Annotated in this window: 14 protein-coding genes; 9 read left to right on the top strand and 5 right to left on the bottom strand. The window is 60.1% G+C overall.

Annotated features, from left to right (window positions below; genetic code table 11):
- The first annotated feature begins 768 nt into the window (after positions 1 to 768).
- Positions 769 to 1911: an FMN-dependent L-lactate dehydrogenase LldD gene (lldD, locus tag HNR03_RS14995; RefSeq protein ID WP_259154377.1), complete on the top strand. Its 1143-nt coding sequence runs from the start codon at positions 769 to 771 to the stop codon at positions 1909 to 1911.
- Between the two features lie 226 nt (positions 1912 to 2137).
- On the opposite strand, the gene HNR03_RS14990 is transcribed toward lldD, so the two are convergent.
- A complete protein-coding gene (locus HNR03_RS14990) occupies positions 2138 to 2506 on the bottom strand; it encodes a DUF427 domain-containing protein (RefSeq protein ID WP_259154375.1) in 369 nt (122 codons plus the stop codon).
- Positions 2507 to 2752: 246 nt separating this feature from the next.
- Between HNR03_RS14990 and HNR03_RS14985 the strand changes: the two genes are divergently transcribed.
- From HNR03_RS14985 to HNR03_RS14960, 6 genes are all read left to right on the top strand, one after another.
- Entirely contained in the window at positions 2753 to 4702 is a 1950-nt protein-coding gene (locus tag HNR03_RS14985) for a DNA topoisomerase III (protein WP_259154373.1), read from the top strand.
- 113 nt (positions 4703 to 4815) lie between these two features.
- On the top strand, positions 4816 to 5445 hold the full coding sequence (locus HNR03_RS14980) for a glutathione S-transferase family protein (protein WP_259154372.1): 630 nt from the start codon (positions 4816 to 4818) through the stop codon (positions 5443 to 5445).
- A 50-nt stretch (positions 5446 to 5495) separates the two neighbouring features.
- The gene (locus HNR03_RS14975) at positions 5496 to 5999 is read left to right on the top strand and encodes a GNAT family N-acetyltransferase (RefSeq protein ID WP_259154371.1); all 504 of its coding nucleotides are present in this window, start codon (positions 5496 to 5498) and stop codon (positions 5997 to 5999) included.
- Positions 6000 to 6144: 145 nt separating this feature from the next.
- A complete protein-coding gene (locus tag HNR03_RS14970; protein WP_007946257.1) occupies positions 6145 to 6297 on the top strand; it encodes a hypothetical protein in 153 nt (50 codons plus the stop codon).
- A 221-nt stretch (positions 6298 to 6518) separates the two neighbouring features.
- A complete protein-coding gene (locus HNR03_RS14965; RefSeq protein WP_208667882.1) occupies positions 6519 to 6848 on the top strand; it encodes a hypothetical protein in 330 nt (109 codons plus the stop codon).
- A gap of 144 nt (positions 6849 to 6992) precedes the next feature.
- Positions 6993 to 7292 carry a hypothetical protein gene (locus HNR03_RS14960; protein ID WP_259154368.1) on the top strand — a complete coding sequence of 100 codons (300 nt, stop codon included), beginning with the start codon at positions 6993 to 6995 and terminating at the stop codon, positions 7290 to 7292.
- Between the two features lie 9 nt (positions 7293 to 7301).
- On the opposite strand, the gene cynR is transcribed toward HNR03_RS14960, so the two are convergent.
- Positions 7302 to 8183: a transcriptional regulator CynR gene (gene cynR, locus HNR03_RS14955; protein ID WP_222586106.1), complete on the bottom strand. Its 882-nt coding sequence runs from the start codon at positions 8181 to 8183 to the stop codon at positions 7302 to 7304.
- Between the two features lie 122 nt (positions 8184 to 8305).
- Here cynR and cynS point away from each other — a divergent pair, with 122 nt between their 5' ends.
- Together cynS and HNR03_RS14945 are read left to right on the top strand one after the other, a co-directional pair.
- Positions 8306 to 8773 (top strand): cyanase, encoded by a 468-nt coding sequence (gene cynS / locus HNR03_RS14950; protein WP_008043963.1) that lies wholly within the window; start codon positions 8306 to 8308, stop codon positions 8771 to 8773.
- An 89-nt stretch (positions 8774 to 8862) separates the two neighbouring features.
- Positions 8863 to 9522, top strand: coding sequence for a carbonic anhydrase (locus tag HNR03_RS14945; protein WP_259154365.1), 660 nt, complete (start codon positions 8863 to 8865; stop codon positions 9520 to 9522).
- 81 nt (positions 9523 to 9603) lie between these two features.
- On the opposite strand, the gene HNR03_RS14940 is transcribed toward HNR03_RS14945, so the two are convergent.
- The 3 genes from HNR03_RS14940 to glsB form a co-directional block, all read right to left on the bottom strand.
- Positions 9604 to 9951, bottom strand: a complete 348-nt coding sequence (locus HNR03_RS14940) for a BON domain-containing protein (RefSeq protein ID WP_222586104.1) — start codon at positions 9949 to 9951, stop codon at positions 9604 to 9606.
- A 76-nt stretch (positions 9952 to 10027) separates the two neighbouring features.
- Positions 10028 to 11530, bottom strand: a complete 1503-nt coding sequence (locus HNR03_RS14935) for an aldehyde dehydrogenase family protein (protein ID WP_259154364.1) — start codon at positions 11528 to 11530, stop codon at positions 10028 to 10030.
- 84 nt (positions 11531 to 11614) lie between these two features.
- On the bottom strand, positions 11615 to 12523 hold the full coding sequence (glsB, locus tag HNR03_RS14930; protein ID WP_222586102.1) for a glutaminase B: 909 nt from the start codon (positions 12521 to 12523) through the stop codon (positions 11615 to 11617).
- Positions 12524 to 12656: the final 133 nt, after the last annotated feature.

Below are 12656 nucleotides of genomic sequence, written 5' to 3'. Positions count from 1 at the left end.
CATCCATGGCCGGGGGCGGCTAACCCGGCATCCATGCCGGGTTGCCCACTGCGCAGAACCTGCGTTCGGCCTTCCGACGGAGCAGATCAAGATCAAAATCAAAAGCTAAAGGCGAGCTAACGCTCGACCTGAAGAGTGGTGAGGAGCAAAAGCTGTGCGCCGATTTGCTTTATGTGGGAGTGAGCCTGCTCGCGATGTTGTTGCTGTTGCTGTTGATCGTTCCCACGCTCCACGTGGGAATGCCGCCGGGGACGCTCTGCGTTCCGCCGTCAACGCCATGTTTGAGTCTTGCGCAATGGTGACGCGGAGCGTCACAGGATGCATTCCCACGCAGAGCGTGGGAACGATCGTGTGCTCTGGGGAACGATCACCACGCGCAAGCGTTGAGCAAACAGGTCGGCCCGTAGGCCGCCTCGCTTTGGCTTTTGCGGTGCACGCCCCCTCGTGAGGCCGAGCGCAGGTTCTGCGCAGTGGGCAACCCGGCATGGATGGCCGATGGCGGCGGGCCCACGGAGCAGGACCGAAGCGAGGCACCGAACGTCAGGGGCAAAAGCGCTTGGTTACTTGGCGTCGGGCCGCGCAGGCTTCTCCAAGTGACCCGCCGTCAGGGGCGGAACCCTAAGCCGCCGTTACCGCAGAAACGGATATGCACCCAACCCCAAAACGTTCTTAAGTGAACAGCATTACGCACACGCGGGGCGTTTTCGTTAACCTGACGCAAAGCAGTCCGCAGCCCCGCCACTGACCAGAACGAGGCATCAGCACCCCATGATCATTTCATCCGCATCGGATTACCGTGAGGCCGCACGCCGCAAACTTCCGCGTTTTTTGTTCGATTACATTGATGGCGGCGCTTACGCCGAGCATACGTTGCGGGCTAACAGCGCCGACCTGACCGGCATCAGCCTGCGTCAGCGGATTCTGAAAAACGTCGAATCCCTGAGCCTGGGCACCACCCTCTTCGATCAGCCGCTTTCGATGCCCATCATTCTCGCCCCGGTCGGCCTGACCGGCATGTTCGCCCGTCGAGGTGAAGTGCAGGCCGTCAAAGCGGCGCAAAACAAAGGCATCCCGCTGTGCCTGTCGACCGTTTCGGTGTGTTCGATCGAGGAAGTCGTAGCGCAGAGTCAGCAATCCATCTGGTTTCAGCTGTATGTGTTGAAAGACCGGGGCTTCATGAAAAACGCGCTGGAGCGGGCGAAGGCGGCAGGGGTGAAAAACCTGGTATTTACTGTCGACATGCCTACTCCCGGCGCTCGTTACCGGGATGCGCATTCGGGGATGTCCGGGCCTTTTGCATCATCGCGTCGGATGTTGCAGGCCATGACGCGACCCGACTGGGCGTTCAACGTTGGCCTCATGGGGCGCCCGCATGATCTGGGCAATATCTCGAAGTACCTGGGCAAAGCCGTCACCCTCGAGGACTACATGGGTTGGCTGGCCAACAATTTCGACCCGTCGATCAGCTGGAGCGATCTGGAGTGGATTCGTGAGTTCTGGAAAGGCCCGATGATCATCAAGGGCATCCTCGACCCTCAGGATGCCAGGGATGCGGTGAGCTTCGGCGCGGACGGGATTGTCGTGTCGAACCACGGTGGGCGGCAGCTCGATGGGGTGCTTTCCACTGCGAAGGCTTTGCCGCCGATCATGCAAGCGGTGGGGAATGATCTGACGGTGCTGGTCGATTCGGGGATCCGTTCCGGGCTCGATGTGGTGCGGATGTTGGCGTTGGGGGCGAAAGGCGTATTGCTCGGTCGCTCGATGGCTTATGCATTGGCGGCTGATGGCCAGCGTGGGGTGGAAAACATGCTGGATATTTTTGCCAGGGAGATGCGTGTGGCGATGACGTTGACCGGGGTGACTTCGATTGGTCAGATTGATGAGTCGACGTTGGTGGGGGCTGTTCGTTGAGCTGATGCGATTTGGGGGGCTTATCCGTTATTTAGGTGATGGCTGCTTAGGGTTCCGCCCTGACGGCGAGGGCGGCTAACCCGGCATCCATGCCGGGTTGCCCACTGCGCAGAACCTCCACTCGGCCTCTCGAGGGGGCGTGTGCATCAAGATCAAGAGCTGCAAGCGAGCTACCGCTCGGCTTGTTGAGTGGTGAAGAGCAAAAGCACGTGTGCCTGGAAATCCATCACTCGATATTTTTTAGAACTTCGAACGTGACTTGATCGGGATAGAACGCCACGTATCCGCGAATCTGTTCGACGGACACTTTGGGGTTTTCATAGCGCCACACGGCGTTTGCGGCCTCATGCCCTGTGACTTTCAAGCTGTAGTAAGTGGCGTCGCCCTTGTAGGGGCAATAGGTTGTGTGGTCGGTGCGCGCGAAATATTGTTCGGCGATGTCCTCCCATGGAACGTAGTACACGGGAGGATAATTGGCCTCCAGCATCACCAGCGCACGTGTCGAGGCGGCGACTTGAATACCGTGAAACTTCACCAACAGGGTGTTCGGCTCTTCCGCGATGGTAATGACAGGACTGGGACCAGTGCTTTTCATGGAATGCGTTCCTCATGACGGTGATGGACCTGTGGGGCGCGCTGCGCCGCCAGAACCTGAGACCAGGGTTTATCAGGTATAACGCAATTTTCGCGACAATGACTGTCTCACAGCTGAACGGGCCGTTGGGGCGTCGCAACCTGACGCAACAGCTTTGCCTGTACATCCATACAGATAAAGATTGCTCCATCGCTCGCCACCGGCCATTCTGTGCGTCTCTTGCCAACTTGATGAACGATGGTGGTTATGCGGCTGTACCTCTGTGAGAAACCTTCCCAGGCCAAAGACATCGCGGCCGTGCTCGGCGCCAAGCGACGTGGCGACGGTTGCTGGCTGGGAACGGACGTCACGGTCACCTGGTGCATCGGCCACCTGCTGGAAACCGCACCGCCGGACGCCTACGACGCGCGTTACAAGCGCTGGGTGCTGGCGGACCTGCCGATCATCCCCGACAAGTGGAAGATGACCGTCAAGCCGCGCACGGCCAGTCAGTTCAAGGCGGTCAAGCGCCTGCTCGGCGAGGCCGATGAACTGGTGATTGCCACCGACGCCGACCGTGAGGGCGAAATGATCGCCCGCGAGCTGGTGGAGCATTGCCGTTATCGTGGGCCGATCCGCCGGCTGTGGCTGTCGGCGCTCGACGATGCATCGATACGTAAGGCGCTGGCTGCGCTCAAACCGGGTGAAGAGACCTTCAGCCTTTATCATTCGGCGCTCGGACGGTCCCGTGCCGATTGGCTGATCGGCATGAACATGAGCCGGCTGTTTACGCTACTGGGGCGTCAGTCCGGTTATCAGGGCGTATTGCCGGTGGGCCGGGTGCAGACGCCGACCTTGCGCCTGGTGGTGGATCGCGATCGCAGCATTGCCGATTTCGTGCCGGTCGCCTACTGGGCCATCGACGTGCAGCTGCTGCACGATGGCACCGCGTTTACCGCGCAATGGCGTGCGGCATCCGACGCCTGTGACGATCAGGATCGCTGCCTGAACCAGGCGCTGGCCCAGCAAGCGGCCGCCGCACTGCGCGGTGCCGCGAGTGCCCGGGTGATCAAGCTACGCACTGAACGGATGCGTGAAGTCGCGCCATTGCCGTTCGATCTGGGCACCCTGCAGGAAGTCTGCTCGAAGAAACTCGGGCTCGGCGCCCAGGAAACCCTCGACATCGCCCAGGCGCTGTATGAAACCCACAAGGTCATCACCTACCCGCGCAGCGATTGCGGTTTCCTGCCCCTGAGCCAGCACAGCGAAGCGCCGGGCATTCTCGCCGCGCTGCGCCAGGCCGATCCGTCGCTGAACGCCTTGAACGACTACCTGGAACCCCAGCGTCGCTCACGGGCCTGGAACGATGCCAAGGTCACCGCGCACCACGGCATCATCCCGACCGCCGCCGCCAAGAATCTCGATCGGCTGGTGGGCAAGCAGCGCGCGGTCTACACGCTGATCCGCGCGCGCTATCTGGCGCAGTTCCTGCCCAACCATGAATACGACCGCACCCAGGCCGACTTCGACTGCGCCGGCGAAGCGTTGCGCGCCGTCGGCAAGCAAATCGTCGAACCCGGCTGGAAACGGGCCCTGCCCGAGGCGCTCGCCCCGGCAAAAGGCCGCGAGGCACCGGCGCCGCAACCGCTGCCGGCATTGGCCGAAGGGCTTGATTGCGCCGTCGCCGAGGTCAAGCTCAAGGACCTCTGGACCCAACCGCCCAAGCCGTTCACCGAAGGCGACCTGATCAAGGCGATGAAGAATGTCGCGAAACTGGTAGAGGACCCACTGCTCAAACAAAAGCTCAAGGACACCACCGGCATCGGCACCGAGGCGACACGCGCCTCGATCATCCAGGGCCTGCTGGATCGCGGTTACCTGATCAAGAACGGCAAGGCCCTGGCCGCCACCCCGGCCGCCTTCAGCCTGATCGACGCGGTGCCGCGCGCGATTGCCGACCCCGGGACCACGGCCATCTGGGAGCAGGCGCTGGACATGGTGCAAAGCGGCGAGATGAGCCTGGAAGAATTCGTCACCAAGCAAGCGGCGTGGATGAGCAAGCAGGTCGCCCGTTGCGCCGGCCTGAGCCTGACCATCAGCGGGCCGGCAAGCCCGGCCGGTCGTGGCGCCACACCGTGGAAAAACAAACGCAAGCCTGCCAAGCGAAAGCCGTCGACGGGCACCAAGCGCGCGGCAAAACCGGCCAGTAAAGCTTGAGGGCACTTCGAATGGACGGTGATGGTCTAGTGTTCTTCAAGCTCACGACTGCCTATTTCTGACAAGACATCGCAGCCTCGTTTCACTCGACAGCTGCCACAGGGAAAATATCTATGATTATCGTGCACCACTTGAACAACTCCCGCTCCCAACGGATTCTCTGGTTGCTGGAAGAGCTTGCCATCCCTTATGAGCTGAAAACCTACCAACGTGACCCCAAGACCAATCTGGCACCGCCAGAACTGAAAGCGGTCAACGCCCTCGGCAAGTCGCCAGTAATCGAAGACGGCACGCAGAAAGTGATCGAGTCCGCCGCGATCATCGACTACCTGATTCGCCGTCATGGCCAAGGACGCCTGCAACCCGATCCATCCACCGCCGCCTACGATGAATACATCCAGTGGCTGCACTTTGCCGAAGGCTCGGCCATGCTGCCGCTGATGCTGAACCTCTACGTCGGACGCCTGGGTGAAGCCGGTGCGCCGTTGCATCCGCGTATCAACTCGGAAGTGGCCAACTACCTCGGCTACCTCGACACGGCACTGAGCCAGTCTCCGTACTTGCTCGGTGATGAGTTCAGCGCCGCCGATATCCAGATGAGTTTCATCGGCGAGATCGCCAGAGCCCAGGGCAAACTCGGCGACTATCCTCATGTGGCGGCGTGGATTGAACGGTTCCAGGCACGCCCTGCTTACGCCGCCGCTTTGAAAAAAGGTGGGAAGTACGACTTCGCGCCCAACTGAGTGACGCCGTACGGGCCACGGATGGCCCAGCGATCAGGAGCGACCCCCACATGCCTTCGATTGAACTGCACGCCGCACACCGTGATGAACTGGAAACCATCGAAAACCTGATGCAGTTCTACCTGTACGACTTGAGCGAATGGCTGCCGTTGAAACTCGGTGAACACGGGTTCTTCAACTTCCAGCCCAGTTGGGATTACTGGCGTAAACCCGCGACCCGGCCGTACCTGATCAGGGTGGATGCAGAACTGGCCGGCTTCGTGACCGTGGACGACAACACCGTTATCGACGGTGCCGAATACAACATCGGCTATCTCTTTGTCAGTCGACGCTTTCGTGGCCAAGGTGTCGCGAAGTTTGTCGTTTCCACCCTCTTGAGCCGGTTACCCGGTCAATGGCAGATTTTCCACATCGACGCGAACCAGCCAGCTCGCCTGTTCTGGGCCAAGGTGATGCCCGAACTCGCCGGCGCTGACTTCACCCTCCACCAGCAGCCGGTAGACGGTTATCCCTGCACCTTCTACCGCTTCCAGCGTTTGCCGTCATCGGCCTGACAGCCCGCCTCGCCCTCCCTTTTTTAATTCCAAACAGCTTTGTCCGACAATATGTAGTGAACAAAAATAATCACTACATAACGGTTGACGCCTTCGATTTGCCCTTGCATGATGCAGACATCTCCCCGATCGGGAGTGCAGCAACATGTTTGAGCAAGCTCGTCTGACCGCCGAGCTGTTTTTCCCGGATACACGCTGCCCACAAGGCAGATTGAAGAAGCTGACCTGGCCCGAACGTCCAGTACAAGGACGAGAAGCGCTGGCGATCAATCCTCATGAAGCTTGTGGCCGACCCTGAAAAAGTCGGCAGTGGCCTCCAGGTTTTCGCCGCTTCTCCTCGTTGTGACGCTAACGCGTAGCAGTTATTCAACACGACTACATGCAACAGACGCGCAACCCCGTCGATTTGACGGCCGACCGCTGACGTCCTGGTTTCGGTGCCAGGGATCAACTAACCGATGGGCTACTTGTATTAGCGAATCAACTTTGAAAGATCACCAAATGGTCAAGGGGCATATTATGAATCTGAACAATCAACCTACTATCGATGAACTGGCTCGTATCTTCGCTGCGCAAAAAGACAGCCACGACAGCCACATTCTGTGGATCAGCAAATCGGGCCAGGTTCATATCGACTGCCTGTCGCCTCACGCTCATGAAGCGGAGTTCGACCAGAACAACCAGAACCTGCTCGCCCGACTGAAGATGTACCGTCGCGGCCAGGGCTACGTTGGCAAGAAAGCCGCAGCCGACCGGGACTTCATCGGTAACGTTCTGCAAACGCTGAAACAGGCATGGGCCTCGATGCAGAACCAGAATGAAGTTCGGGTGATTGACCGGTTCTACTGATATCCCCTCCAGGGTTTATCCCGCGTCTCATCAATAAAAAGGCCCCGCTCGACTATTCGAGCGGGGCCTTTTTTTGTTTGTCTCGTGCGCAGCAAATACAGCTATGGTTAATCTTATTCGCTGTTGTGCCCTTGGAGACTTGCGATGAAAAAAACCCTGACAGTTCTGCTGTGGCTGGCAATCGCCAATACCGCCCATGCCGATATTTCCAGCCTGCCTTTATTCGATGCCGACTGCCCCGGAAAAATAGCGGTACATGCGGATTCCGGGGGCCCGGTCACAATCGGCGGCAAGGAAGCCGAGACCAAATCCATCGATGACCACCACTTCGAAGCCAAGGGTTCGGGCATCACTGTTTCGATTGAAGTGATCGATGACGAAACGGTCAAGGTGACAGCCGCCGGCAAGGGCTCGAATGGTGTGTGCCCAACACTGGATGATTGATCCTGTCGACTAACGAGCCACCGTCCCCAACACAAGATTCATGAACGCCACCGACGCTGCGCTGTGATAGTTGTTTTTACGCCGCAGCAACGCCGCGCCCCGAGTGGGCGCCTCTCCTTGCAACGGGATTTTTCGCAGTGCCCGGTCCTGGGTGGCAATGGGCTCCGGGAGAATGGTGGCAATCGCCGTGTGCCGAATGACTTCCAGCAGGGTGTTCACCGAGTTGACCTCGATCACCACCTTCGGCGTGATCTGCTCCAAGGCAAAGTACTCATTGATGCGGGTACGGGTGACGAAGCCGGGCGCCAGCAGCGCGAAGTCCAGTTGCGCCACCTGCTCAGCGGACAGCGCGACCTGGCTTTCATACAACGGATGATCGCGCCCCACCATCACGCCCAACGTCTCGGTAAACGCCGGGATGGATTCGATGTCGGCATTTCTGACCTGGGTAAACGCGATGGCAACGTCCAGTGAGTCATCGAGCAGCCCGGCCTCGATGTCGTCCATCGACAGCTCGAAAATCTCCAGGTGAATGTTCGGAAATTGCGCCACGTAATCGCGCACCAACGGCCCCACCAGGTACGCCATGAACGTCGGCGTCATGGCCAGGCGCAAGCTGCCGCGGGACAAGTCTTTAACGTCGTGCAGCGCACGTTTCCCCGCTTCCAGCTCGACCAATACCCGACGCGCACACTCGATGTAGGCCGCACCGGCATCGGTCGGTTTGACCGTGCGCGAGGTTCGGTCGAACAGGCTCACACCGAGGGTTTCTTCCAGCTGGCGGATCTGCTGGGACAGGGTCGGCTGTGAAACGTGCAGCGCCTCGGCAGCGCGGGTAAAGCCGCCGTGGTCGGCAACCGCCAGCAAATAACGCAGATGTCGCAGCAGCATGGGGCTCACCATCTATAGGCAGGACTTATGCGCAGCATTGTATATCGGTCTTGGACGCTATGGATCAATCGGCAGAAGATTGCTTCACACCCAAGCAATACCAACCCGATAGGAGAATCACCATGCAACAGTCCCACGCTTACAACGACCCAAGTCTGGCCCTGACCACGTCGATTCTCGATGCCAAGGCCCGTAAGAATCTGTCCTGGCAGGACCTGACCGACGGCACTGGCCTGGGCCTGGCCTACGTCACCGCCGCCCTGCTCGGCCAGCATCCACTGCCCGAATCCGCCGCTAAAGTCATCGGCGAGAAACTGGACCTGGACGCCGACACCGTGGCCCGCCTGCAGATCATTCCGCTGCGCGGCAGCCTTTCAGGTGTCCCGACCGACCCGACCATCTACCGTTTCTACGAAATGATCCAGATCTACGGCACCACGCTCAAAGCCCTGGTCCATGAACAATTTGGCGACGGCATCATCAGCGCGATCAACTTCAAGCTCGACATGAAGAAAGTCGAAGATCCGGAAGGCGGTTCCCGCGCCGTGATTACCCTGGACGGCAAGTTCCTGCCTCTGCGTCCTTTCTAAGCCGATCTGCAGAACACGCCATCCTGTAGCAGCTTCGCGCTGCTCGCCAGCTGCTACAGGGTAACGATCCGATTCAAAAGGAAATCACCATGAAAGCGCTCATCGAAGGTTTTTTGAAGTTCCAGAACGAAGCTTTTCCGCAACGCACCGATCTGTTCAAACACCTGGCCACCACCCAGCATCCCGGCACGTTGTTCATCACGTGCTCTGACAGTCGCGTGGTGCCGGAACTGCTGACCCAACAAGAACCCGGCGAGCTGTTTGTGATCCGCAACGCCGGCAACATCGTACCCTCCTACAGCCCGCATCCAGGCGGGGTGTCGGCCACGGTCGAATATGCCGTCGCGGTACTCGGCGTGACGGACATCGTGATCTGCGGCCACTCCGATTGCGGCGCCATGACCGCCATCGCCAAGTGCAAATGCATGGATCACCTGCCTGCCGTCAGCGGATGGTTGCAACACGCCGAGTCGGCCAAGGTCATCAACGAATCGCGCCCTCACGCTGATGACGCGGCAAAGGTGAGTTCGATGGTGCGCGAAAACGTCATCGCGCAACTGGCCAATATCCAGACCCATCCAAGCGTGCGCCTGGCCCAGGAAAAAGGTCAGTTGAACCTGCATGGTTGGGTCTACGACATCGAGACCGGTTCGATCGATGCGCTGCAAGCCAGTAGCCGCACCTTTGTGTCGCTGGCCGAACACCCGACGACCTGCGCGGTTTATGGCAAAACAGTTGAAGCGGCTTAATGGTTTCAGAACGTGGCCAAAAGACGATCGGTGCAGCGCTCCCGGATTACGGGAGCGCTGCCTTTCAGACGATGGTGATTGTCATTTGTCGTCAGGTCTGGAGGACGACGACCGACGCTCAGCGGTTTCCTCGGCGTTGGGCGCCGTTGGAACGCTGCCTGGCGTGAACACGTGAGTGAGCAATTCCCTGGCATCGATCTCGACGACACCCGGCACCGAACGGGCCAGCGCAACGGCCTGCTCACACTGTTTATGGGTGATGACACGACCGCTTAACACCACTGTTCCCGCATGGGTTTTGACATGGACCTGCATGGCAAGGCTGGGTTCGGCCAATGCCAGGGCCGACTTCACCCGGCCGGTGATCCATGTGTCGTGCACGACCGCTTCCAGATCATGAGAGTAATGCTGAAATGAATTAAGTTTCATGGCGGACCTCTCTCGAAACGCAGACGCAAACACACCTTTTAGTATAGTGCGCCTGGCGTCTGCGGTCGGAAGTGGATCAGCGTTTCACCGTCAGGTCCGTCTGGGTCATGCGACTGCGAACGGTGAACACCCCGTCGCCCGACAGAATGGCGCTACGGGCGAACAGGCGGCCGCTCTCCCAGTTCGAAAGGCCCAGCTCCGGCTTGTTCAGCGCGTATTGACCGTCCACCCAACGGGTGATGCCATTGCCGACAAACGGCGCGTTGACCGCATTGTAGAAACGCTCATGCGCAGCCGCGTCCTCACTGATCAGCGACACCGTGAACTGCGGGCTGTAGCGATTGAACAAGGCGATGGCGCGGTCCAGGTCGTCGACGATGTTCAGGCTGACTTCCGGGGTTTCTTCCCATTCCCACTCGCGGCCCAACTGGTCCTCTGGCAATGGTTCGGCCAAGGCTTCGGTCTGATAGCCTTCAGCGCGGTATACCTGGACGCTCGCGGTTTGCCATTCGACCGGCAAGTACTGTTCGCTGCCTTCGACGATGTGCAACTTGCAGCCTTGGCCCCGAGCGGTGCCGGCCTGTTGCAGCGCGTCGAGGAACAGCGGCACCAGCTCCGCAGCGCGGTCACGCTGGATCAGGCAGACGTTCAGGGTGTTGCAGACCTTGCGGTCCAGGGAATTGCGCACCACAGCGGCGAAGCGCTTGGCGTCAGCGTCTTTGTCGGCAATCAGCCAGGCGCCACCGGTGCCGTGCAGGCTGACGGCGGTGCCGGCCTGTTGGGCGATGCTGCCCAGTTGGCTGACCGCGCGTCCCGAACCACGGGCCACCGCCAGTGACAAACGGCGGTCGGCAAACATCGCCCAGCCCGCCGCATGATTGACGCTTTCGACCAGCGACACTGCGCCGACCGGCAATCCGGCCTCGCTGAGTGCCGGGTTCAGTGCATGAGTGACAATCGCCTGGGCAGTGCCCAACGCATCGCTGCCAATGCGCAGCACTGCGGTGTTACCGGTGCGCAACACGCCAGCCGCGTCGGCGAAGACATTCGGCCGGCCTTCGAACACGAACGCGACGATGCCCAGTGGCGACACCACCTGCTCGACTTTCCAGCCGTCGTGTTCGACGCAACTGATGACCTTGCCGCGAGTGGCCGGCGCATCGCGCCAGGCCCGCAGGCCGGCGATCATGTCGCGGCGCATGCGCTCATCGGCCAGCAGTCGTGTGGTGGAACGCCCACGGGATTTGGCGCGTTCGATGTCGGCCAGGTTGGCGGCTTCGATCAAGGCCCAGCAGTCCGGGTTTTCCAGACGTTGTGCAAAGAGATCGAAGAACGTGCTGATCGCCTGATCCGGCACGCTCGACAGCGCGGTGAACGCCGCTTCGGCGCGCTCGATCGCGACGGCTGCCGCTTGCTGGTCCACCACCGGGATCAGCAGCAACTCGCCGCTGACCTGCTCCACCAGCAAATGGTCACCGGGCTGGAAGCGCGCGGCCAGTTCGGGGCTGACGACCGTGACACGATTACCGGCAAAAGGGATTGGCGTGCCAGCGACTAGACGTTCGAGCGCAAGAGACATGAAGCGGTTTCACCATGCAGGGGGCGGCTGGAAAATGTATAGGAAAATCCACGGAGCGTCATTAGCCCCGCCGCCCCGATTGCCTTAGAACACCGACCAGCCAATGCGCTGGCTCAACAACTCCAGTGCCGCCATCCCGGCCAGCGAGTTGCCGGCGGCATTCAATTCCGGTGACCAGACGCACACCGTGAACTGCCCCGGCACCACCGCGACAATCCCCCCGCCCACGCCGCTCTTGCCCGGCAAACCGACGCGATAGGCAAAGTTGCCGGCCTCGTCATACAAACCGCTGGTGGCCATGATCGAGTTGACCTGCTGAGTCTGGCGGGCGCTGAGAATCTGTTCGCCGCTGTGTTTGCAGAACCCGTCGTTGGCCAGGAAGCAGAACGCCCGGGCCAGGTCGATGCAATTCATGCGCAACGCGCAGTGGCTGAAATAGCTGCGCAGCACCGCCTCGACATCGTTGTGAAAGTTACCGAACGACTGCATCAGGTAAGCCATCGCCGCGTTACGCGCGCGGTGCTGGTATTCGGATTCGGCGACCTTGCCGTCTACCATCACCTGCGGATTGCCGGACAGCCGTCGGACAAAATCGCGCATCGACAAAGCTGGCGCGGCAAAGCGTGACTGGTTGATGTCGCAGATCACCAGGGCACCGGCATTGATGAAGGGATTGCGTGGGCGACCGCGTTCGAATTCCAGCTGCACCAGCGAGTTGAACGGCTGGCCGGACGGCTCGTGGCCGAGACGTTCCCAGATCGCTTCACCCGAGTGATCGATGGCCTGCACCAGGCTGAACACCTTGGAAATACTTTGCACCGAGAACGGCGTCTCGGCATCGCCTGCGCAATACAGCTCGCCGTCGTTACCATACACGGCAATGCCCAGCTGATTGGCCGGGACCGTGCCGAGGGCAGGAATGTAGTCAGCCACCTTGCCCTGACCGATCAGCGGTCGGACAGCATCAAGAATCTCGTTCAACAGCGCTTGCATGCCGGGTTCCGAAGTCTCGCCCCGAGGAATTGCGGGGACACGGAGGCTAGACGCTGTTGGCTGGCGCTGGATCACAGATTGCTAAACACCGATTTCAAAATCACCACGAATCCCCTGTGGGAGCGGGCTTGCT

Origin of the sequence: Pseudomonas sp. JAI111 (assembly GCF_024809425.1) — a bacterium.
Taxonomy (GTDB): domain Bacteria; phylum Pseudomonadota; class Gammaproteobacteria; order Pseudomonadales; family Pseudomonadaceae; genus Aquipseudomonas.
This window is presented reverse-complemented; position numbering and strand designations above follow the sequence as displayed.